The sequence below is a fragment of the Erwinia mallotivora genome (assembly GCF_000590885.1).
Classification (GTDB): domain Bacteria; phylum Pseudomonadota; class Gammaproteobacteria; order Enterobacterales; family Enterobacteriaceae; genus Erwinia; species Erwinia mallotivora.
The window spans coordinates 38,495-60,411 of sequence record NZ_JFHN01000029.1 but is presented as its reverse complement, the minus strand read 5'-3'; the positions used below and the strand labels follow the sequence as shown (position 1 = coordinate 60,411).

Annotated in this window: 24 protein-coding genes and 1 pseudogene; 10 read left to right on the top strand and 15 right to left on the bottom strand. The window is 50.5% G+C overall.

All coding sequences use genetic code 11. The features are described from left to right. Positions 1–7: 7 nt before the first annotated feature. Positions 8–766, bottom strand: a complete 759-nt coding sequence (locus BG55_RS05510; RefSeq protein WP_034935229.1) for an SDR family NAD(P)-dependent oxidoreductase — start codon at positions 764–766, stop codon at positions 8–10. Between the two features lie 115 nt (positions 767–881). On the opposite strand from BG55_RS05510, the gene BG55_RS05505 reads away from it, so the two are divergent. Continuing rightward, on the top strand, positions 882–1,781 hold the full coding sequence (locus BG55_RS05505) for a LysR family transcriptional regulator (RefSeq protein ID WP_034935226.1): 900 nt from the start codon (positions 882–884) through the stop codon (positions 1,779–1,781). Positions 1,782–1,836: 55 nt separating this feature from the next. Beyond that, entirely contained in the window at positions 1,837–2,841 is a 1,005-nt protein-coding gene (gene yhjD, locus BG55_RS05500; RefSeq protein ID WP_034935224.1) for an inner membrane protein YhjD, read from the top strand. A gap of 147 nt (positions 2,842–2,988) precedes the next feature. Here yhjD and BG55_RS05495 read toward each other — a convergent pair whose 3' ends face one another. The 8 genes from BG55_RS05495 to BG55_RS22950 form a co-directional block, all read right to left on the bottom strand. Then, entirely contained in the window at positions 2,989–3,747 is a 759-nt protein-coding gene (locus tag BG55_RS05495; RefSeq protein WP_034935221.1) for a CDP-diacylglycerol diphosphatase, read from the bottom strand. Between the two features lie 161 nt (positions 3,748–3,908). Continuing rightward, positions 3,909–4,901 (bottom strand): sulfate ABC transporter substrate-binding protein, encoded by a 993-nt coding sequence (locus tag BG55_RS05490; protein WP_034935220.1) that lies wholly within the window; start codon positions 4,899–4,901, stop codon positions 3,909–3,911. A 145-nt stretch (positions 4,902–5,046) separates the two neighbouring features. Beyond that, the gene (gene pfkA / locus BG55_RS05485; protein ID WP_034935217.1) at positions 5,047–6,009 is read right to left on the bottom strand and encodes a 6-phosphofructokinase; all 963 of its coding nucleotides are present in this window, start codon (positions 6,007–6,009) and stop codon (positions 5,047–5,049) included. Between the two features lie 224 nt (positions 6,010–6,233). Continuing rightward, positions 6,234–7,112 carry a CDF family cation-efflux transporter FieF gene (gene fieF, locus BG55_RS05475; protein ID WP_034935214.1) on the bottom strand — a complete coding sequence of 293 codons (879 nt, stop codon included), beginning with the start codon at positions 7,110–7,112 and terminating at the stop codon, positions 6,234–6,236. 454 nt (positions 7,113–7,566) lie between these two features. Beyond that, positions 7,567–8,574, bottom strand: a complete 1,008-nt coding sequence (locus tag BG55_RS05470) for a glycosyltransferase family 9 protein (RefSeq protein WP_052018708.1) — start codon at positions 8,572–8,574, stop codon at positions 7,567–7,569. A gap of 332 nt (positions 8,575–8,906) precedes the next feature. Beyond that, on the bottom strand, positions 8,907–9,101 hold the full coding sequence (locus BG55_RS22440; protein ID WP_152542640.1) for a hypothetical protein: 195 nt from the start codon (positions 9,099–9,101) through the stop codon (positions 8,907–8,909). A gap of 122 nt (positions 9,102–9,223) precedes the next feature. Next, complete coding sequence (locus BG55_RS05460) at positions 9,224–9,448, bottom strand: hypothetical protein (protein ID WP_034935211.1); 225 nt, start codon at positions 9,446–9,448, stop codon at positions 9,224–9,226. Continuing rightward, positions 9,445–9,783, bottom strand: coding sequence for a T6SS effector amidase Tae4 family protein (locus BG55_RS22950; RefSeq protein ID WP_268745052.1), 339 nt, complete (start codon positions 9,781–9,783; stop codon positions 9,445–9,447). Before BG55_RS22950 ends, BG55_RS05460 begins: the two co-directional genes overlap by 4 nt. Before the next feature lie 562 nt (positions 9,784–10,345). Between BG55_RS22950 and BG55_RS05445 the strand changes: the two are divergent. Further along, positions 10,346–10,612: pseudogene (locus BG55_RS05445) on the top strand (tyrosine-type recombinase/integrase); the annotation flags it as partial. Positions 10,613–10,794: 182 nt separating this feature from the next. Here BG55_RS05445 and cpxP read toward each other — a convergent pair. Next, positions 10,795–11,304, bottom strand: coding sequence for a cell-envelope stress modulator CpxP (cpxP, locus tag BG55_RS05440; protein ID WP_034935205.1), 510 nt, complete (start codon positions 11,302–11,304; stop codon positions 10,795–10,797). 151 nt (positions 11,305–11,455) lie between these two features. Here cpxP and cpxR point away from each other — a divergent pair, with 151 nt between their 5' ends. Genes cpxR through trmL form a run of 3 tightly spaced genes read left to right on the top strand, consistent with a single transcriptional unit; the run spans position 11,456 to position 14,043 of the window. Then, a complete protein-coding gene (gene cpxR, locus BG55_RS05435; protein WP_034935204.1) occupies positions 11,456–12,154 on the top strand; it encodes an envelope stress response regulator transcription factor CpxR in 699 nt (232 codons plus the stop codon). Then, positions 12,151–13,527: an envelope stress sensor histidine kinase CpxA gene (cpxA, locus tag BG55_RS05430; RefSeq protein WP_034935201.1), complete on the top strand. Its 1,377-nt coding sequence runs from the start codon at positions 12,151–12,153 to the stop codon at positions 13,525–13,527. The genes cpxR and cpxA overlap by 4 nt, the downstream gene beginning before the upstream one ends. Positions 13,528–13,569: 42 nt before the next feature. Then, on the top strand, positions 13,570–14,043 hold the full coding sequence (trmL, locus tag BG55_RS05425) for a tRNA (uridine(34)/cytosine(34)/5-carboxymethylaminomethyluridine(34)-2'-O)-methyltransferase TrmL (RefSeq protein WP_034935198.1): 474 nt from the start codon (positions 13,570–13,572) through the stop codon (positions 14,041–14,043). Here trmL and cysE read toward each other — a convergent pair. The 5 genes from cysE to BG55_RS05400 form a co-directional block, all read right to left on the bottom strand. Beyond that, positions 14,040–14,861 carry a serine O-acetyltransferase gene (gene cysE, locus BG55_RS05420; RefSeq protein ID WP_034935195.1) on the bottom strand — a complete coding sequence of 274 codons (822 nt, stop codon included), beginning with the start codon at positions 14,859–14,861 and terminating at the stop codon, positions 14,040–14,042. The two genes, trmL and cysE, sit on opposite strands and share 4 nt — an antisense overlap. A 66-nt stretch (positions 14,862–14,927) precedes the next feature. Continuing rightward, positions 14,928–15,947, bottom strand: coding sequence for an NAD(P)H-dependent glycerol-3-phosphate dehydrogenase (gpsA, locus tag BG55_RS05415; protein ID WP_034935192.1), 1,020 nt, complete (start codon positions 15,945–15,947; stop codon positions 14,928–14,930). Then, entirely contained in the window at positions 15,947–16,414 is a 468-nt protein-coding gene (gene secB, locus BG55_RS05410; RefSeq protein ID WP_034935191.1) for a protein-export chaperone SecB, read from the bottom strand. Before secB ends, gpsA begins: the two co-directional genes overlap by 1 nt. 52 nt (positions 16,415–16,466) lie before the next feature. After that, complete coding sequence (gene grxC, locus BG55_RS05405) at positions 16,467–16,718, bottom strand: glutaredoxin 3 (protein WP_034935189.1); 252 nt, start codon at positions 16,716–16,718, stop codon at positions 16,467–16,469. 15 nt (positions 16,719–16,733) lie between these two features. Continuing rightward, positions 16,734–17,165 (bottom strand): rhodanese-like domain-containing protein, encoded by a 432-nt coding sequence (locus BG55_RS05400; RefSeq protein WP_034935187.1) that lies wholly within the window; start codon positions 17,163–17,165, stop codon positions 16,734–16,736. A gap of 312 nt (positions 17,166–17,477) precedes the next feature. Between BG55_RS05400 and envC the strand changes: the two genes are divergently transcribed. From envC to BG55_RS05380, 4 genes are read left to right on the top strand one after another with little or no spacing between them, the layout of a single operon-like run. Further along, entirely contained in the window at positions 17,478–18,782 is a 1,305-nt protein-coding gene (envC, locus tag BG55_RS05395) for a murein hydrolase activator EnvC (RefSeq protein WP_034935185.1), read from the top strand. A 30-nt stretch (positions 18,783–18,812) separates the two neighbouring features. After that, on the top strand, positions 18,813–19,721 hold the full coding sequence (locus BG55_RS05390) for a divergent polysaccharide deacetylase family protein (protein WP_034935182.1): 909 nt from the start codon (positions 18,813–18,815) through the stop codon (positions 19,719–19,721). 52 nt (positions 19,722–19,773) lie between these two features. Then, the gene (locus BG55_RS05385; RefSeq protein ID WP_034935331.1) at positions 19,774–21,009 is read left to right on the top strand and encodes a glycosyltransferase; all 1,236 of its coding nucleotides are present in this window, start codon (positions 19,774–19,776) and stop codon (positions 21,007–21,009) included. Continuing rightward, the gene (locus tag BG55_RS05380; protein ID WP_034935329.1) at positions 21,002–21,913 is read left to right on the top strand and encodes a hypothetical protein; all 912 of its coding nucleotides are present in this window, start codon (positions 21,002–21,004) and stop codon (positions 21,911–21,913) included. Before BG55_RS05385 ends, BG55_RS05380 begins: the two co-directional genes overlap by 8 nt. Positions 21,914–21,917 lie beyond the last annotated feature (4 nt).

The following is a 21,917-nucleotide window of genomic DNA, read 5'->3' as shown; positions in this document are numbered from 1 at the left end:
CGCTCCATCAGAGCGCCATCCCGCCAGAGGCTTCAATGCGCTGACCATTAATCCAGCCACTCTCATCGCTAAGCAATAAAGCAACGGCATCACCAATATCATCCGGCAATCCGGGACGACCCAGCGCCGTAATGGAGCTGACGAAAGCATTCACCTGCGGATTGTCCCTCACCATCCCACCACTGAAATCAGTTTCGATAGCGCCAGGGGCCAGCACATTGGCGGTGATCCCTCTCGCGCCGAGTTCCTTCGCCTGGTAGCGGGTTAACACCTCAATTGCACCTTTTACCGAAGCGTAAGCGCTGGAGCCTGGCAAACTGAACCGGGCCAGCCCGCTGGATACATTCAGAATGCGACCACCATCGGCCATCAGCGGCAACAGCTTCTGCGTCAGGAAAAAAGGGCCTTTGAAATGCACATTCACCATCTGGTCAAACTGTTCTTCACTGGTGGTGATGAACTCCTGATGCAGTCCGGCTCCGGCGTTGTTTAATAAATAATCAAACGTGTCGCGTTGCCATATCGCTTTTAGCTGTTGCTGCACTTCAGTGGCAAAGCCTGGGAAGGTTTTACTGTTGCCGGTATCCAGCTGGAGCGCCACGCCACGGGAGCCGAGCGCCTCAATTTGTGCAACGACCTCCCGCGCCTGCTGTTCGAAGCTATGCCAGGTCAGGATGATATTTACCCCTCGTGCAGCCAGTTTCAGCGCCGCATTCTTACCTAAACCACGACTTCCACCGGTAATTAATGCAATTTTATCGCTCATGTTCTTCTCCACTGGTTTTTTTATCGACAAAAGAGAGATTATTAGCTTCACTCTGATCTATAAATATTCATAAATGCATATCACTGTTTCATTCTGAGCAACAAAAGGCAGCAAAGTGGATAAAATTCAGGCAATGCAGATTTTTGTCAGGGTGGCGGAATTACAAAGTTTCACCCGCGCGGCTGAAAGCCTGGGATTACCAAAAGGCAGCCTGTCACGACAGCTCCAGACGCTGGAAAACAGGCTGGGTACGCGGTTGCTGCATCGCACCACGCGGCGGGTACAGCTGACTCAGGACGGTCAGGTTTATTACGAACGTTGCCGGGAGCTGCTGGCTACGCTGGAAGAGATGGATTCGCTGTTTCAACACGATCCCGCGTCAGTCAGTGGTCGTCTGCGGGTGGATATGCCAGTCAGCCTGGCCTGTGACTGTATCCTGCCAATGCTGCCGGAATTTCTTCAACAGTATCCGGGGATCGAGCTGGAACTGAGCAGCAGCGACCATCGGGTGGATGTGGTCAGAGAGGGCTTTGATTGTGTAATACGTGGTGGCGTGCTGGAAGATTCCGGCCTTATTGCCCGTTCTCTGGGAACGCTGACCCAGATTAACTGCGCCAGCCCGGATTATCTGGCGCGTTTTGGAACGCCGGTCGCGCTGGAGGACCTTGCCACTCACGCCGTGGTGCATTACAGCCAGCATTTGGGTAGCACGCCTGCGGGGTTTGAATTTTTTGACGGCAAAAACCGCCATTTCATCAAGACCGGTGGCACCGTTACCGTCAACAATACTCAGGCTTATCGTGCGGCCTGCCTTTCTGGCCTGGGCATTATTCAGGCACCTGAACGCGGAATGCGTCAGGCGATTAAAGATAAGAGGCTGGTTGAAATTCTGCCGCATTTTCGCCCAGAGCCAATGCCCCTGTCGCTGATTTTCCCTCATCGCCGTAATCTGGCGAGGCGGGTACACGTCTTTATGGAATGGCTGAGCAGGGCGATGCAAAGTTACGTAGACTGATCCACAGGTTATAATTTGCTAACAGCCCGCACCTGAAGAAGACGAAGAAGGTTTCATGACGGAAAAAAAACCGACAGATGTGCAGCATCAGCAGGATAAATCACTACTTAATATCAAAACGGGGAATCAGACCGTCGATAAATCGATTGATCGCGTCTCAACCCTTGCCACCCGGTTTAAGGCAAACCACGCCGTGGCCCATTTTATTCGTGCAGGAGAACGCTTTAACGACCGGCTGGGTAGCCAGTTTGGTGCTGCGATTACCTATTTCTCCTTTCTTTCGCTGATTCCCATCCTGATGGTGTCCTTTGCCGCCGTAGGCTTTGTGCTGGCGTCTAATCAGGACTTATTGACCGAGCTGATTAATAAGATCGTCAACAACATCAGCGATCCCACCCTTGCCTCAACGCTGAAAAACACGGTGAACACCGCAGTGCAACAGCGTACCACCGTCGGACTGACCGGGTTGCTTATCGCGCTCTACTCCGGGATTAGCTGGATGGGTAATCTGCGAGAGGCCATCCGTGCCCAGTCACGCGATGTCTGGGAGCGTAACGAGCAGGACAAGGAAAAGGTCTGGTTTAAGTATACGCGCGACTTTATCTCGCTCACCGGGCTGGTCGTGGCGCTGATTGTCACGCTCTCTTTGACGTCCGTTGCCGGAGCGGCTCAGGCCAGCATTGTCCGGGCGCTGGGCCTGGAGGGTATTGAATGGCTGCGCCCGGCGATGACGCTGATCGCCCTGTCGATATCCATTCTGGCTAATTATTTGTTATTTCTGTGGATTTTCTGGATACTCCCACGCCATAAGCCCCGTAAGAAAGCACTGTTTCGTGGCACTTTACTCGCCGCTATTGGGTTTGAAGTCATCAAATTCATCATGACATTAACGCTGCCAAAACTGGCTTCTTCGCCATCGGGAGCAGCTTTTGGATCGGTGTTGGGGCTGATGGCGTTTTTCTATTTCTTTGCGCGCTTAACGCTGTTCTGCGCCGCATGGATTGCCACAGCAAAATATGCTGATGACAAACCGATCGAATCCGCCACCATTAAACATTAAAACCCTGGCCATCAGGCGTGTATGTTGTCATCACTCCGGGCCCGGGCAGCGCGGAACAACCTGAAGCGCTGAGGGGGTACGCAAGGTGCGCGCAGCCTGGCAGCGGAATGGCAAATAACCCAGTCTGATGGGCCAGGCTTTATCCCTTTACGATTTCAGAATGCTGCAACTGTGGTCCTGTAGCTCCTCCGCAGAGGCGGGGTTGAGCAACAACAAGTTGCGCCTGATGACCATCAGCACACGGCGGCCATCCGGCAACGCAGCCACCGCTATGCCATATTTCCCCATCTCCTCACGTGCACCGGGCAGCTCATTTGCCACACGGATAAACAGGCTGGTTCTCTGCATCTCATCGCCGGTCAGCGTTCTGACCTGATACTGATGTTCTCCCAGCTGTTCAGACTGCCAGCTGTTTTTCAGTATCGACGCCAGGCTGTCCAGACGCTGTCGGATATCACTACGCAGGCAGGAGATATGAATATGTAGCTGGTTTTGCGTTCTGCCACTGACAGAGTTAACCGCCAGCGATACCACGCTCTCACTCATCGGCTGGCCGCGCTTCTCACTCATGTAATGACGAGAACGCCAGGCTTCAGCGAAGAAATTGGGGGTGGAAGGATTGAGCAATCTGGGACTTTCAATTCCGCTGATCTTTTCCGTCGGGATCAGTAAAAATTGCAGCGGACCGACGCGATCTTTCAGCACCACATAATCATAACGGAGATCGACCGCACGACAGGGGCTGGGATCATGATTCTTTTGCTGGTTGGGAACGCATTTCTGACTGACAATTTTCCACAACGCATCCGCGTTGTTTTTTCTACTCAACGCTACAGAGGCACAGCCCGCTGTCACCACCACCCCAACTAATACCACTGCGATGAGGGTATGCTTTTGCCCCTGCATATCTGGAAACCTCTGAGCGTGATTGGCCCACTATGTAAACCAATTATTATAGAAGAACATTTCAAATAATATACCCAGGTGATTAATGAAAATGGTTACAAATGCAGCAGCAGATAAAAAAAGGCCGGACAGTTGTCCGGCCCTGATGCTGACAGGATTATTCAGCGCTGCATGGCCTGATCATAGGTGCCACCATCGGCAAAATGGGTTTTCTGCGCTTTGCTCCAGCCGCCAAACTTAGCATCGTTGATGGTGAACAGTTTGACCGGTGCAAAAGTGCTGGCATATTTTTTCGCCACCGCTGGATCGCGTGGGCGATAATAATTTTGCGCCGCGATGTCCTGCCCTTCAGGTGAATAGAGGTACTTCAGGTACTCTTCAGCCACTTTACGGGTATCACGCTCGTCTACCACCTTATCCACCACGGATACGGTAGGTTCAGCCAGGATAGACTCGCTCGGCGTAACAATTTCAAACTTATCTTTGCCCAGCTTGTTCACCGCCAGGTACGCTTCGTTTTCCCATGCAATCAGCACATCGCCGATGCCACGCTCTACGAAAGTATTGGTTGCGCCACGCGCACCGGAATCCTGAACCTCGACGTTTTTGAACAGTGAGCGGATATACGCCTGGGCTTTTGCTGTATCACCCTTGTTTTTATCCAGCGCCCATCCCCAGGCGGCCAGATAGTTCCAGCGCGCGCCACCGGAGGTTTTGGGATTTGGCGTAATCACCGAAACGCCCGGTTTTACCAGATCCTGCCAGTCGTGGATTTGCTTTGGATTGCCCTTGCGTACCAGGAAGACAATCGTGGAGGTGTAAGGAGCGGAGTTATCCGGCAGACGTTTGATCCAGTTTTTATCAATGCGCCCTCGATCGGCAATAGCATCTACATCTGATTGCAGTGCCAGCGTTACCACATCGGCGCGAATACCGTTAATGACTGAAGTTGCCTGCTTGCCGGAGCCGCCGTGAGATTGGCGGATGACCACATTATCGCCAGTTTCCTGCTTGTAATGGGCACTGAAAGCCTTGTTGTACTGCTCGTAAAGCTCACGAGTTGGATCGTAAGAAACGTTTAACAGCTGCACATCCTTTGCCAGAACACTGGTTGAGGCCAGTAACAGGGTTAACCCTACACTCCACTTATTCATTTCACGCGCTCCCAAAGGTTTTTTACTGTGAGAGAGCGTGACACAAAGTCTTTTACGTTTTAAAGAATTAAAAAATAGCGGTAATAGCTAAATGGCATAACAATTTGCATAAGAAAGGCACTGTATTTCAGTGCCCTGATTTTGCTTAATAAAGTTTTTTAGCCGTATCCAGCCAGTCGCCTTTGAATGGACGTTTCATATTCTCAATGGCATCAATGATGTCATGATGCACCATCTTCTCATTCTGAATACCGACGCAACGTCCGCCATAGCCCTGCAACAACAATTCGATAGAGTAAGCCCCCATACGCGACGCGAGAATACGGTCATAGGCCACTGGCGCCCCCCCGCGCTGAATATGCCCCAGGACGGTTGCGCGGGTTTCACGTTTAGTCTCAGATTCGATGTATTTAGCCAGCTCATCGATATCACAAATGTGCTCAGTTATCGCCACGATGGCATGTTTTTTACCCTTGGCGATGCCGGCTTTGATCTCCTCCACCAGTTCCTCACGTGTGTAAGGAATTTCCGGAAGCACGATAAACTCGCAGCCACCCGCAATGGCGGCCGCCAGCGTCAGGTCGCCACAATAACGCCCCATCACTTCCACAATAGAAATACGCTGATGTGAGGAAGAGGTATCGCGCAAGCGGTCAATGGCCTCGACCACCGTTTCCAGCGCGGTGAAGTAGCCAATAGTGTAATCCGTTCCGGCAACATCGTTATCGATTGTGCCGGGCAGACCGATGCACGGAAAACCCATTTCAGTAAGACGCTTGGCCCCCATGTAGGAACCATCGCCGCCAATAACCACCAGCGCATCAATGCCACGCTTTTTCATATTTTCGATAGCGACGGCGCGGACAGATTCTTCACGGAATTCAGGGAAACGGGCTGAGCCAAGAAAAGTACCACCGCGGTTAATCATATCCGACACGCTGTAGCGATCCAGATTGACCATGCGATCTTCATACAACCCCATATAGCCATCATAAATCCCAAAAACTTCCAGATTTTCACTTAACGCTGCGCGTACAACTCCCCGGATGGCTGCGTTCATACCTGGAGCGTCACCGCCACTTGTCAGTACACCGATTTTTTTAATCATGACAACCTCTGAACTTGTTAATGCAAATATAAAAAGTCTGAACGCCGTGGGGAAGGAGCGCCGCGAGCGATTTTATGGACTAATGATGGCAATAGTATATCAATGCCTCTGGGCTGAATTGATTCAGGTCAGTGAACATCTGGCTATTTTCCTCCCCTTTTCACCACCCGACGACTTCGGCGGTGAAGCACTCATATAACTGGAAATATTAACTCATATTGCTGCTATTCGGGAACGACCGAACAGGGATCCTGGTGAATAGTGATATCTGCACCTGGAAAACCTCTTAGTAAAGCCTGCTCAACGTCTTCCGCAATGCGGTGGGCCTGAAATAACGGCAGGTGGTCGTCCAGCTCAAGATGCAGCTGGATAAAACGTGTCGGACCAGATTGCCGGGTACGGATGTCATGCACGCCCTGCACCCCCGGCCAGCTGGAGACAATATTCTTAATCTCCTGCTGGTCTGCTTCAGGCAGCGCCCTGTCAAGGAGCGACTGCACGGCTTCATAGCCCATACGCAAAGCACTGTAGAGGATCCAGACGCCAATACCTAACGCAAACAAAGCATCAGCACGTTTAAAGCCATACCAGCTGAGCGCCAGCGCCAGCAGGATCGCACCGTTCATGATCACATCAGACTGGTAATGTAACATATCCGCACGGATCGCCTGGCTACGGGTTCGCCGCACCACCCAGCGTTGGAAAGTCACCAGCATCAGCGTGGAAAACAGCGCTATCAGAGTCACAACCATACCCACCAGAGGCGCATGCATTTCATTGGGCGTGGCCATGTGCTGCAATCCCGTCAGAAAGAGGAACAACGCGGAGCCGGAAATAAACATACTTTGCGCCAGCGCCGCCAGCGATTCCGCTTTACCATGACCAAATGTGTGCTCTTCGTCGGCAGGCTGTAGGGAGTAACGCACCACAAAAAGATTGGTCAGGGAGGCGGCAATATCCACCAGCGAGTCCACCAGCGCTGCCAGCAGACTAACCGAACCGGTGTACCACCATGCAAAGATTTTCACCAACAGTAACAATGAGGCCAGTGTGGTTGCAGCCAGTGCGGCAGAATTTACCAGCCGTGCATAGTGATGTTCCATGCCTTACTCCGTTCAGTACAGAGCTGTCAGTATACTGGATTTAAGTCGAAAAATAGCATTTCCAGCCGTCGTGGAATCGGAGCACTCTCGGCAGCCACTCGCTGATTAAATTTAATTAATGGGACTGTTCTCTCAGCGAGAGGATTTTGACAAAACGCCCCGCTCCCTTGCTAAGACTGACGCAGTCAGGTGAACCAATTGTCAGAGGCTTTTACTTCCTGCTGGTTGTAAAATTTAAAAAATTGAGCAGGCCAGTTTATTCATCTTCAACTTTGCGGTCTCTTTCACGTGTTGATCTTACCAATTCAAAATAGCAAATATCGCAAAGATCCTTATCGGCCGCGATCAGTCGGGCAATAAGACCACGTTTAGCATGGCAATGTTCACATTCCTTTTCAGATAAACCCCATCTGCGTCCATGATTTTTTTTCTTCAATTTACGCACTGGCATAATTTAATGTGATTCCCTGAATTTTAATTCATGCACTGTAATTCCGGATAACAACTCTTTTACCGCCATTAATACGCGATGAACTGAAATATCATTAACAATACTGCCTTCATGAAGCAAGATATTATTTACGCCCAGAGGATACCAACGCAGATATTTCTCCGGGCGGGATTCAAATAATGCGACCACTGGAATATTGAGTGCGCAGGAAAGATGTACAGGCGCGCTGTCAGCTGATACCGACAGATCAATACAGGTCATTGCTGCTATCAGATCGGGTATAGTTTGTGTTGATACGCGATATACGCCAGCCATATCACCCCAATCCGCAGGAAATTTTTCTTCAGGGGAGTGAAAAATGATTACCTCATAATCTGGTGCCAGCGATTTTGCTAATGATTTCCATTTATCCCACGCCCATTGCCGCTCATAACTGTTATTAGAGACAAATAATCCCACTCTGCGCCTTTGCTTGTTATTAAAATAATGCTGCCACTTAGTCTTAAGGTCTTGCTGTGGATAAATGCGCAATGTTATTGGATCAGGTATTTCTAACTCAGGAACAAGTTTGTAGCCGGATAATACCTCATGTACCAAAGGCCTTGTAGTGACATGCAAGGGATTTCTGTCGTCGAACTCGGTATCCGCATTATGCCAACGACAGTCAGAGATATTTAATTGCTTAGAAAAGTTGATGGCATTTTTATTTACCCCACCATTCGGTACAATAAGCAAATTAAATTTAAGCTTGCGTAGTTTCGAAATCAACCGAATTCTGTCGGTCAGGGAATTCAGAAATCCTGCTCTGAGATTTTTATGATAGTGCTTCGAATAAACATAGTGATGAACCACATCAACATCAGGGTTATTATCCAGCACGGAAGCATTGTATTTATTAGCCAGAACATGAATTTCGGCTTCTGGCCATCGTTTGCGTAGTGAGTGCAAAAATGGCGTTGTACAAACCATATCACCCAGAAAATCAATACGGATAACCAGAATCCGTCGTATTTTTTCCCCGCCCATCATTTCCCCTGAAAAAAATGACCAAAGCCGTCATTCTACGGGGATTTACTTAAACCATCCGTAAAGAGGATGACAATATAATCTCCGGCATTCGAAAAAATTCTTCACAATACTGTTATTGTAAACCAGCCATTAATAATGTAACCAGGAATGACAGGCATGTTGTAAGTCACCGGAAAAGAATTTTAATTAAATTAAAAATCAAAATTAATACATTGGAATATTCTGCTGTTTTTTATACAGGATGATTCTGAATATTTTCCCTTTTTACTTCCAGTGGCAGAAGACGCCACATTGTTCAGATAATTTTCTACAAACTACAGAGCGGTAAATGGGTATCCATATAATATGCGGCAATTAATGTGGTCAAGGCTGGCATACAGCGCCTTTAACTCATCCGGAGTGTTGGATTGCCCCTGCCTCAACTGGCGATAAAGTAAATCCAGCGCGCTGGCAGCATTGGGATGTTTTTTTGCGACCAGATCAAACGGCACTCTTGAAACAATTTGCACTTTGCTACGTTCCTGGCGTTTCCATCATGGAAACTATTACGTCCCTTTAATGGGGAGTCGACAAGACGGAAACTTAAAATGAAACTCTCATTACCGCGTTCGTGACGGCCCAGAAATGGAGTCTATTGCCTGGTCAGTCTCCTGGCTACCATCCAGCCAACTATCGCACCAGGAACGGCCAGCATCAGTGTACCGATGAAGAATATTTCAAAGTTTGCAGACATCTGATCCTCTCCGTGGATGGGGCCAACAAAGGCGCGACTGATTAACGGCATCAGCAGGAACATCAGACCTGCGCCACACATCGCGCCGACCAGCATGGAAAGCGTTATTTTGAGTATTCTCATATTATTTTCCAGAACCAGAGTTCCTTAGCATTGGCAAAACTCGACCAGAGTCCATCTATACTCAGACCCCATTGAACACGAAAGTAACTGAGTTTCGTTGTCAGCCGGTCACTGTTCCACAGATCGATATGATCTCCGCTACGGTTAAGAAAATTTTCATTTCCCCGCCGCCAGTAGTCCTTAAAGAAGATAATACCTCGCTGATTTTTAAGTACCTTTTCAAAATTACCGGCGCTTACTTTCACCATCGGAAAAATACCCGGTATGTTGGCGTTCCTCAGGGCGTTAGCCAGTTCTTCAGCACGCAATATATGCCCTTCGCTTTTGGAGTGCAGCCACCCGCAGCTTAGTCACGTCGTACCCACACCGCGCCAATGCCGTGCCAATCCGTATCGCACACTGATCATCAAAAGCTTTACGCCCGTCCTTGCGACGACAGGGATTTTCATCAACCTTTATTTCAGGGAGGCATTCCATAATGCTGAAAAGTCACACTCATATGCAGTCCTTTACAAGAGAAATGTGGCTATAAGTACAAAAATTCAGCAATACCAGACTCATTAAAATTGCTGCACATCACTGCACAATTTTTTTGATGCTGCTTATGCCCTTCCCCCCCCCTGTGCCGGCGCGGTTTGCCCTTGGATCGGCAAATGCACAAAAAACGAAGCTAATCTTCCACACAGGTGACGGGGGAACAGCCCACGCTGCGAAGGGTCTGGAGGGGATACTCTTAATTGCCACTCCTCGGCCTTTCCCGTCTTCTCAGCACGTTTTCTGGCTTCTGGATGTCTTGAAACCGATTGCGGGTTTCGCATGGCAGAGTCGCGCTCATGCGCTCTGAGTGAAAGAAGTTGAATGTTTTGACGGGCAGGATTGGTGCGATGGTTAGTGATGCAGAAATTGAAAAATACTGAAGAAGTATCGCCGCAGGGTGTATGGCGGATGAACAAGGCTACCAATTTATCGTTTGCCTTAGCCACACACGTACTTCGGCATACGTTCGCGAGCTGGTTCATGATGAACGGAGGAAACATTATTGCGTTACAGCAGATTATGGGACACGCCAGCATACAACAGACAATGGTTTATGCTCACCTTGCGCCGGATTATCTGCAACACGCGGTAACGTTAAATCCACTCGGCGGCGGGTTGGCGGTGTGACAATGTTGTCTACATCTTGTCTACGGCCGTAACGCTAAACGCTTCCTGTAGCTGCTTTCAGCAGTTACAGGACAGATTGATTTAAAAGGGATTTTTTCTAAGTACCTGATAAAAAAACCCCCGCATCATGCGGGGGAAGACAGGGATGGTGTCTATGGCAAGGAAAAAACAGGGGTACTACGTTACTGATTACTGCCGGTACTACTTACTGCCTGCAACGATGAAGCCTGCTGCATAGCTGATAACTTGCGCATTTCGCCTATGCGCTGCTGGTGTTTCTGGTTCAAAACGTCCTGTTGTGCAGGTGTTAACAGGTGATACATCTGATTGCGTACTCGCGCTATCTCAACCTGCCGGTCAATCTCCGCCTGTGCAATTCGATTTAACCTGTCTTTGTAGGCCGCTTCGTTAAATTTATCTGCAATAATCATGTCGTGCAGTTGTTCTAAATCGTTAATACTTATGGAAGAACGCTCATGACGAGCCTGTTGCATCAGATCCCGCATTTGTTGACGCTGCTGCTCATTAAGATTGATACCGTCAAACATGTGACTCTGAGGAATATGCGTCATACTGCGTGACTCTGTGTCATCATGATGCATCTGGTCAGTCGTCGTCACTTCTGTGGCCCACGCACAAGAAAAACTCATCATCAGCGTAGGTATCACAACGACGGCGGTAACTTTGCGCATCGTTAACTCCCAGGTTGGTTTCCATATTTCGTCTCAACGAAGGCCAGTCTACGGAGGCAGCTGAAAACATGCGTCAGGCGGTGTAAAACTACGTAAAGTCATGGATTGACAGCATTCGTTCACGGTATTTTGCCTGCGGAGGGCAACAAAAATGAATAAAATCCTGTTGGTTGACGATGACCGCGAATTGACTTCGCTACTGAAAGAATTACTTGAAATGGAAGGCTTTGATGTTCTGGTCGCTGGTGACGGTGAACAGGCGCTGGGCCTGCTGGACAGTTCAATTGATTTGTTACTGCTTGACGTAATGATGCCAAAGAAAAACGGCATTGATACTTTGAAAGAATTGCGACAGCACCACCAGACTCCCGTCATCATGCTGACGGCGCGTGGCAGTGAGCTGGATCGCGTGCTGGGGCTGGAACTGGGCGCGGATGACTATCTGCCCAAACCTTTTAACGACCGTGAGCTGGTAGCCCGAATTCGCGCTATCCTGCGCCGTTCAAACTGGAGTGAACAACAGCAGCAGCAGGACAGCAGCTCCCCGACCCTGGAAGTAGACCATCTGCGTCTGAACCCGGGACGTCAGGAAGCCAGTTTCGACGATCTGACGCTCGATCTGACCGGAACCGAGTTCACGTTACTTTATCTTCTGGCACAACACCTTGGCCAGGTTGTCTCTCGTGAACATCTGAGTCAGGAAGTGTTGGGTAAACGCCTGACGCCATTTGATCGCGCAATCGACATGCATATTTCTAATCTGCGTCGTAAGCTTCCGGATCGCAAGGATGGTCATCCGTGGTTTAAAACCCTGCGCGGTCGTGGCTATCTGATGGTTTCCGCTACATGATTTCAAGTCTGACCACCCGCATTTTCGCCATTTTCTGGCTTACCCTGGCACTGGTGCTGATGCTGGTCTTAATGGTGCCTAAACTGGATACCCGCCAGATGACGCCGCTGCTGGATAATGAACAGCGTCAGGGCATTATGATCGAACAACATGTCGAGGCGGAGTTGATGCAGGATCCGCCTAACGATCTGATGTGGTGGCGCAGGCTGTTTCGCGCCATAGATAAATGGGCACCACCTGGCCAGCGTTTATTGCTGGTAACCAGTGAAGGGCGGGTGATAGGTGCCCAGCATAACGAAATGCAGGTTATCCGTAATTTTATTGGTCAGTCGGACAATGCCGATCACCCACAAAAAAAGAAATATGGCCGGACCGAAATGATTGGTCCTTTTTCAGTCCGTGACGGAGAGGATAACTATCAGCTCTATCTTATTCGCCCCGCTGGAAGCACTCAGCTGGACTTTATTAATCTGTTATTTGATCGCCCGTTGTTATTACTGATGGTGACCATGCTAATCAGTTCACCATTATTACTCTGGCTGGCCTGGAGCCTGGCAAAACCAGCACGTAAGTTGAAACACGCGGCGGATGATGTTGCCGCAGGGAATTTACGTCAGCGCCCTGAACTGGAATCCGGCCCGCAAGAGTTTCTGGCCGCGGGTTCCAGTTTTAACCAGATGGTCAGCGCGCTTGAAAGAATGATGACCGCACAACAACGTTTACTTTCTGATATTTCTCACGAATTGCGTACTCCACTCACCCGTTTGCAACTGGCAACGGCATTGATGCGCCGTCGTCAGGGGGAAGGGAAGGAACTACAACGGATTGAAACGGAAGCGCAGAGGCTGGATGGTATGATCAACGACCTGTTGGTCCTGTCACGAACGCAGCATAAAAATGCGCTGGTCAGTGAGGCAATGAAGGCCAGCCAGCTCTGGTCAGGCGTGCTTGATGACGCGCAATTCGAAGCCGAGCAGATGGGCAAAACCCTGGATATCCCCTATCCACCCGGCCCCTGGCCGCTTTACGGTAACCCCAATGCGCTCGACAGCGCGCTGGAAAATATTGTTCGTAATGCACTGCGCTATTCCTATTCAAAAATTATGGTCAGTTTCTCGGTGGATAAAAAAGGCATTACCATTCATGTCGATGATGATGGTCCTGGGGTCAGCGCTGAAGATCGTGAGCAGATTTTCCGGCCCTTCTATCGCACTGACGAGGCGCGGGATCGTGAATCCGGCGGCACCGGATTAGGACTGGCAATTGTGGAAACCGCCATTCAACAGCACCACGGTTGGGTGAAAGCCGATGACAGCCCGCTGGGTGGTTTGCGCCTGACAATCTGGCTACCGCTGTATATCAGCAACGCCTGATCTTTGCTATGCTGCGGCCCTTGTTGCTGAGGGTCGCTATCAATGCTGAATATCGTTTTATTTGAACCTGAAATTCCCCCCAATACCGGCAATATCATTCGCCTTTGCGCCAATACCGGCTTTCGATTGCATCTTATCGAGCCGCTTGGTTTTGCCTGGGATGATAAACGCCTGCGCCGGGCCGGGCTTGATTATCATGAATTTACAGCGATACAGCATCATGCTGACTATGACGCATTTATCCAGGCTGAAGCACCTCAACGGCTGTTCGCTCTGACCACGAAGGGAACCCCTGCACACAGCGCAGTAAGCTATCAGGGCGGGGATTATCTGCTGTTTGGGCCGGAAACACGGGGACTACCTGCCGGGGTTCTGGATTCGCTCCCCACACAGCAGAAAATCCGTATTCCAATGCGGCCAGACAGCCGCAGCATGAATTTGTCCAATGCAGTTTCAGTGGTGGTTTATGAGGCATGGCGGCAGCTGGACTATGCCGGTGCGTTGATTAAAGCTTAGATACCGTCGCCGAACTCAAAACCCGGGACCATGCCATTAAAATGCTGATCCATCTCCATTGATGGCATATCACTGTTCGGCTTACCAACGATGCGTGCCGGTACGCCAGCTGCGGTGGTATGAGGAGGAACAGGTTGCAGAACCACTGAGCCAGCGCCAATTTTAGCGCCACGTCCCACCTCAATATTGCCAAGGACTTTAGCACCAGCACCAATCATCACACCTTCACGAATTTTAGGATGGCGATCGCCCGTGGTTTTACCCGTACCGCCCAGCGTTACCGATTGCAAAATCGACACATCATCTTCAATTACTGCCGTTTCACCCACCACAATGCCGGTAGCATGATCAAGCATAATGCCCTGACCAATTTTTGCTGCCGGGTGGATATCCACAGCAAAAGAAACGGAAATTTCATTTTGCAGATAGATTGCCAGTGCACGCCGTCCCTCGTTCCATAACCAGTGGCCGATTCGATAGGCCTGTAAAGCATGAAAACCTTTCAGGTAGAGCAGCGGAGTGGAATATTTATCAATGGCGGGATCGCGCTGACGCACAGCCTGAATATCGCAGGCCGCCGACTTAATCATGGAAGGATCCTGCTTATAAGCTTCCTGAACAATCTCACGAATGGCAATAGCGGGCATAATTGAATTAGCCAGCTTGTTAGCGAGCATATAGCTCAACGCACTTCCCAAATCGTCATGTTTCAACAACGTAGCGTGGTAAAAACTGGCCAGCATAGGTTCGCAGTCCACAAGGGCCCACGCTTCTGCTTTAATATAATCCCAGACCAGTTCAGGCTCTACACACGGCATTACTCTCTCCCCTCAAATATAGCTTCCGTTAAACGCCGGTAAGCTACTACGCCGGGCTTCCCTGTCTCAGTTGACGCTGTTTTCGTCTTTTCTGGCGCGTCCAAGCAGGCTTAATGCTGCCTCTCGCGCATTTTTTTCGCAATACAATACCTGATAAATTTGCTCAGTTATTGGCATTTCCACACCACAGCGCGCCGCGAGGGCCTTTACTTCTTTGGTATTTCGGAAACCTTCCACTACCTGACCGATATTGCTTTGCGCGGTTTCCACGTCAATCCCCTGCCCCAGCATCATGCCAAAACGGCGGTTACGGGATTGATTGTCGGTACAGGTCAGTACGAGGTCGCCCAGCCCAGCCATCCCCATAAACGTCGAAGGATCGGCACCCAGCGCTGTTCCCAGACGAGTCATTTCCGTCAGCCCACGGGTTATCAAGGCTGTTCGCGCATTTGCGCCAAAACCGATGCCATCGGAAATACCGGCACCAATTGCAATAACATTTTTTACCGCACCGCCCAGTTGAACACCGGTAAAATCGGGATTGTTATAAACGCGAAAACTCTTACCACAGTGCAATAACGTTTGCAGCTCTTGCGCAAACTGATGATCGGTTGCCGCCAGCGCAATAGCCGTTGGCATACCCGCAGCCAGTTCTTTGGCAAAGGTCGGGCCAGAAATCACCGCCAGAGGAATATCTTCACCCAGAATTTCGCGGGCCACTTCTTGCAACAAACGACCAGTCTCTTTCTCCAGACCTTTGGTGGCCCAGACAATGCGCGAGTCAGTTCGCAGATGCGGCTTAATTTGCTGTAAGACATCGCCAAAAACATGACTTGGCACCACTACCAGCAGATCACGGCTGGCTGCAATGGCGCGGGCAAGACTGGTTTCAAGGTTTAAAGAATCAGGGAAGATAACATCGGGCAGAAAGGCCTTATTACAACGGTCGGCCTGGAGCTGCATCTGATGTTGAGGGTTATGTCCCCACATCACCACCTGGTGTCCATTTCGAGCCAGTGTAATGGCTAAAGCGGTGCCGTATGAACCGGCACCGATAACACTCATTGATGCATTAGCCCGTGGCATCACGCATCCTGTTGCGGCGCAGCACCTTCACCTGACTGCTGCTGAAGATAGTTCATGAACAGGGCATCGAAATTGACCGGAGCCAGATTCAGTTGCGGGAAAGTACCGCGCGAAACCAGGCTGGTGATGCACTCACGCGCATAGGGGAAGAGAATATTCGGGCAGTATGCACCCAGACAATGCGCCATCTGGTTACCTTCAATACCGGAAACAGAGAAAATACCCGCCTGCTGCACTTCGCACAGAAACGCGGTTTCTTCACCTACGGTTGCGGTAACGGTGACGCGCAACACCACTTCAAACACACCCTCAGCCAACTGGCTGGACGCGGTGTCCAGATCCAGCTTAACTTCTGGTTCCCACTCTTTCTGGAAAATTTGAGGGGCATTAGGTGCTTCAAAAGAGACGTCCTTGGTGTAGATACGTTGGATCTGGAAAGACATCTCGGAGTTGTTTTGTTCTGACATATTACGTAATCCTATGTGTTTAATAATCCGTTAAAATTGTAATCCGACCATTTTATTTTAATAACGGGTCAAGCCCCTGTCGGTCATCAAGCGCGTGAAGATCGTCACAGCCACCGATATGTTGTGCATTAATAAATATCTGCGGAACCGTAGTACGGCCACTGCGTTTGATCATCTCTTCACGCTTTGCAGCATCGCCATCAATGGCAATTTCCTGAAACTGAACCCCTTTCTGACGCAATAACGCTATGGCGCGGTGACAAAAAGGACAGGTTGCTTTGGTGTAAATCTCAACATTTGCCATGTTGTAACTCCAGATTTATTTGCCACGAACCAGCGGGAGGTTCTCACCACTCCAACCAGACACGCCATCTTTGAGAATAAAAACCTGCCCAAAACCAGCAGCGTTGAGCTGTGCAGCCGAATCAGCGGCTGAGGTGCCGGTGGCGCAGACAACAATGACCGGTTGTGCTTTGTATTTTTCAAGTTCACCAACACTGCCTTTTTTAATATCAGCAGCCAGAACGTTAATGGCACCCGAAATATGGCCTTTACGGTAGTCATCACGTGAACGCACATCAACAACCACTGCATCTTCTTTATTAATTAAGCGGGTAGCTTCACCACGACTGATGGTTTTCACCTGGGAAAACACACCCTTAACCGTAGTGACAATCACCAAAACCAACAGGACAACCCACGCCAGACTGAGGATGGTATGGTTGCCTGAAAACTGCATAATATCTTGCATGAGGGGTAACAACTCCCGAAACGGGTGAATAAGCTAAAACAAGGCTTCTGAGTATACCTGCCAGTGCTCTCATGTACAGTCGTGAAGCCGCGAGAGTTACGTTTTCTGGGGCAGATTCGCAAAAAAAATTACCTTAAGTGCAAATGATCAGTTGCCCCTGCGGCACCCTTTCAACTTCCCGGTTATTTGTTGCGCAGCCGCTCTTTTGAGTCTTTCGCAGCAGACCCTGCTCAGGCGCTGTCATTATTGGAAACGCAAAAGCGCTGGAGATAGCTGGTAAGCGGCTGTTCATCGTGAAATAATCCTGGCCCTATGAGGGAAAAAGCGACCGTTTTAATTTCACCAACCCTGGGTAATGGATCCGCCAACGGCTTTCCATCGCGTTTTGCCGCGTTGATTCTGTCCGCCAGCGTGCTTTCTGCCGGGCTGATGTTGCCCGTCCTCAGCTACGCCGTCGAAGACAATAAATCTGAACTGAAAAGTATTCAGCAGAACATTGCTGCCAAAGAGAAAAGCGTTCAGTTGCAGAAACAACAGCGCGGCAAACTGCTGGAGCAGCTGCAAAGCCAGGAAAAAACCATTGCTCAGGCAAGCCGACAACTGCGCGAAACTGAAATCACTCTCTCTGCCCTGAACAAAGACATTGCTGCGCTGACTGCCTCAATCAGTAAATTACAGGCCCAGCAGGAGCGCCAGCAAAAGCTGCTGGCTGACCAGCTCGACGCTGCTTTTCGCCAGGGGCAGCACAGTGGCCTGCAACTGATCCTCAGCGGTGAAGAAAGTCAGCGTAGCGAACGTATTCTTGCCTACTTCGGCTATCTCAATGCCGCACGTCAAAAATCTATCGACGAACTGAAAAAGACCCGTAACGAGCTTTCAGCCCAAAAGGCGGCGCTGGTCGATAAGCAGGCACAACAGAAGTCTTTACTGGCACAGCAGCAGGATCAGCAGCAAAAACTGGAAGGTGCGCGCGTTGCCCGCAAGAAAACGCTGACCGTGCTGGAGTCTTCGCTGCAAAAAGACCAGGCGCAGCTAGTTGAAATGCGGCAGAACGAAACCCGTTTGCAGGACAAAATTGTTAAAGCAGAACGGGAAGCACGGGCCCGGGCGGAAAAAGAAGCCAGAGACGCCCAGCGTGTTCGCGATCGTGAAGCGCAGGCCAAAAGTAAGGGTAGCACCTATAAACCTACTGAAGGTGAGCGCTCGCTTATGGCACGTACCGGTGGTCTGGGACGACCATCTGGTCAGGCGTTGTGGCCGGTGCATGGGCGCATTGAGCATCGATTTGGCGAGCAGTTACAAGGCGAACTACGCTGGAAAGGCCTGGTGATTAACGCACCGGAAGGGACTGAAGTTAAAGCGATTGCCGATGGGCGTGTGCTGATGGCCGACTGGCTGCAAGGCTATGGTCTGGTCGTGGTCATTGAACATGGCAAAGGGGATATGAGCCTGTATGGTTATAACCAGAGTGCGCTGGTAAGCGTTGGCACTCAGGTCCGCGCCGGACAGCCTGTTGCGCTGGTAGGAACCAGTGGCGGCAGGGGCACGCCTTCACTCTATTTTGAAATTCGCCGCCAGGGACAGGCCGTCAATCCACTGCCGTGGTTAGGAAGATAACTTTTGTCACATTTCCCTAAAATCAGCGGTATGCTCACCGGTCTGCTGATGGCCTGTAGCGCCCACGCGGGTAAACTTTCTATTGTCATTGATGATTTTGGCTATCGTCCGGCGCAGGAAAACCTCGTGTTGCAAATGCCTCCTGCCATCTCCGTCGCGGTATTACCTAATGCTCCTCACGCCCGCGAAATGGCAACCAGAGCTCACCAGCGTGGCCATGAAGTCCTCATCCATCTGCCAATGGCGCCTCTCAGCAAACAGCCGCTGGAAAAGGACACGCTGCGTCCGGATATGTCACTGGCTGAGATTGAACGCATCATTCATGAAGCCACGCTCAATGTGCCTTATGCTGTCGGGCTGAATAACCATATGGGCAGCGCCATGACGTCCAGTCTGGAGGGGATGCAAAAAGTGATGCAGGTGCTGAATCACTATAATTTCTACTTTCTGGACAGCATGACCATCGCTAACAGCCAGTCATTTCGCGCCGCACAAGGCACCCGCGTTAAAGTCATTAAACGCCGGGTGTTCCTTGATGACACGCAAAATGAAGCCGATATTCGCCAGCAATTTATGCGTGCTGTTCGTCTTGCTCAGCGGGATGGTTCCGCCATCGCTATTGGTCACCCTCACCCGACTACGGTGAAAGTTCTGCAACAGATGTTGCCGACGCTCCCGGCAGATATTACGCTGGTACGCCCAGGCCAGTTGCTGAATGAACCACAGAACAATAAGCCGACGTCACTGCCAGCGCAGAGTAAGCCAGCCCCTGTTCAGAGTGCTTTCCGTGGGGTGAAAATTTGCCCGGTGAAGGTTGTGCCGATACCCGCATCGCAGGCATTGAACAGTGTTGCAGAGAGCCTCTCCAACAGTGCGATTGTTCACTATTTTTCCACCAATTTTTCCGGCCTGAGAATGCGTTCCGGTAACCAGCCTTAACGCGCCGCCTTCTCGCACAGGAGCCAGCTGAAATGGACAGGGAAATAGCATGATGGAACATCAAAGCATAAAAATTCTGTTACTGGATACAGGTAACGAATGGGGTGGCGGGACTAACAGCATGCTGGAACTGCTGAAACGTATTGATCGCCGGCGGTTTGACGTTCATTGCTGCTTTTATCATAACTATCGCCGTGGCCAAGGCGATTCAATTGAGCAGGTGCTGAATTCACTTGGCATTCCGGTGATCTTTATTCCTCAGCGTCTTCAGCCGCGCCGGGCGAAAATCGCCAAAGAACTGCTGCGTGGGCTGGTGTTTTTTCATCGGGGCCTGCGGCAGAAAGTCACCCGCTTTGTTGATACCTTATGGCGGATTAAGCCTAATGCGCTGAAAATTCGCCAGCTTATCGTGCAGCAAGGTTTCAGTCTGCTGTATATGAATAACCAGCCGGGTTCGAACGCCGAGGGTTACCTGGCGGCCAACAACCTGCCCATTGCGGTTGTACAACACTGCCGCATCGAACCGGTTCTTAACTCAGGGCTGGTGCGGATGATCAATCAACGCGCCAGTGCGGTCATTGCCGTTTCCGACGGGGTAAATCAGGTCCTGCTTTCACATGGCGTATCCGCAGAAAAGTGCTTTACGGTGTTTAATGCTATCGACATCAGCCAGGCCTTACCCGCACGTGAAGCCATGCGCCAGAAGTTACTCAATGTCCCGCCGGAAACCTTTGTATTTGGCAGCATCGGCTCGTTGATTGCCAGAAAATCACATCATCATACTTTGCAGGCACTGGCGAAATTCGCCGCCGCCTTTCCTGACGTCGACTGGCGGATGGTGGTGCTGGGTGAAGGCCCACTGCATGACGCTTTGCAACAGCAGGCGCAACAATCAGGGATTGCCGAACGCGTGATCTTTACCGGTTTTCGCGACAATCCACTGGACTATCTTGCCGCTTTTGATGTGTTTATCCGTGCATCAAAAAGTGAAGGCCTTCCCCGCGTAGTGCTGGAGGCCATGCTGTTGAAAACGGCGGTCATTGGCTCACGGGTGACGGGAACGGCAGAACTCATTGAGCACAACAGAACCGGCCTGCTGTATGACTATGGTGATACTGATGCGCTGTTTGCACAGATAAAAACGCTGTGGCTTGACACCACCACCCGCCAGCAGCTGTTAATGCAGGCCAACAGCCGCGTAAAAGAACGCTATGCCATTGAGAACTACATCTCTGGTGTGGAAACTATTTTGCAGAATGCGACACATGGGAATCCATCGCATGTTTGAATTTCTTAACCCCCGATTCCGCCACGTGCGTGCGCGCCACAACCTCCCTTATCAGCAGAAAGCGGTTCAGGGTAACGTTGCGGTGACCTCCGTAATGATCCCCTGCACCGGTAAGGATTATATTGAAGAGGCGCTACTGAGCGCGCTGTTTGCTTCCCGTTTTGCCACTATGGCAGAAGAGATTGTGATTGTTACCGACCGGCCAGAGGAAGAATTTGGTTCATTGCCGCCAAAAACGCGCGTAGTGACGCTGGACGTTCCGTTTCGCGAAGAGAGCTACCGTTATAAGCAGATTTACCGCAGCAGACTGATCAAGCTCCAGACACCGTTGCAGGCGCGCACAGAGGGCATTCTGATGATCGATTCTGACCTGAATCTGCTTCAGATGCCGGTCATCGACATGCTGGATGGCCATCTCTATTCCAGCTTTCGTCAGGGTAAGATGATTGCCAAGCTGATGAATGCGCCGGAGCATAATCGCCCGGCCTACTATCGCAACGCCATTCGTCCGTTTATCGTCGATCATGTTAACGGCGCTTTTCTGGCGGCAACCCGCCGCACCTGGCAGCGTATTTGCCCTCTGTGGCTGACGCTGTTTCAGGATACCTGGGAGCTGATGGACGATTCACAGCCGCCAACCGATCAGTTACCACTGGCGGCGCTGCTGGATTTGCTGGATCTCAAAACCGTCAATCTGGGAGACTGGATGAACTGGCCGGTTTCCAAAAAAATTGGCGGCAGCACCGCAACAATTCCACAAGAAGTGATTGGCGCACACGGTGGTTTTCCCCTTGCTGAATGGCAAAAATACCTTGAGTCATCGCTGACGCCTCTCACCTTCAAAGGCCAGGATTACACGCGAAAAGTGCGTTACCTGACCGACGCTGAAAAACACCAGGGTTGATGGC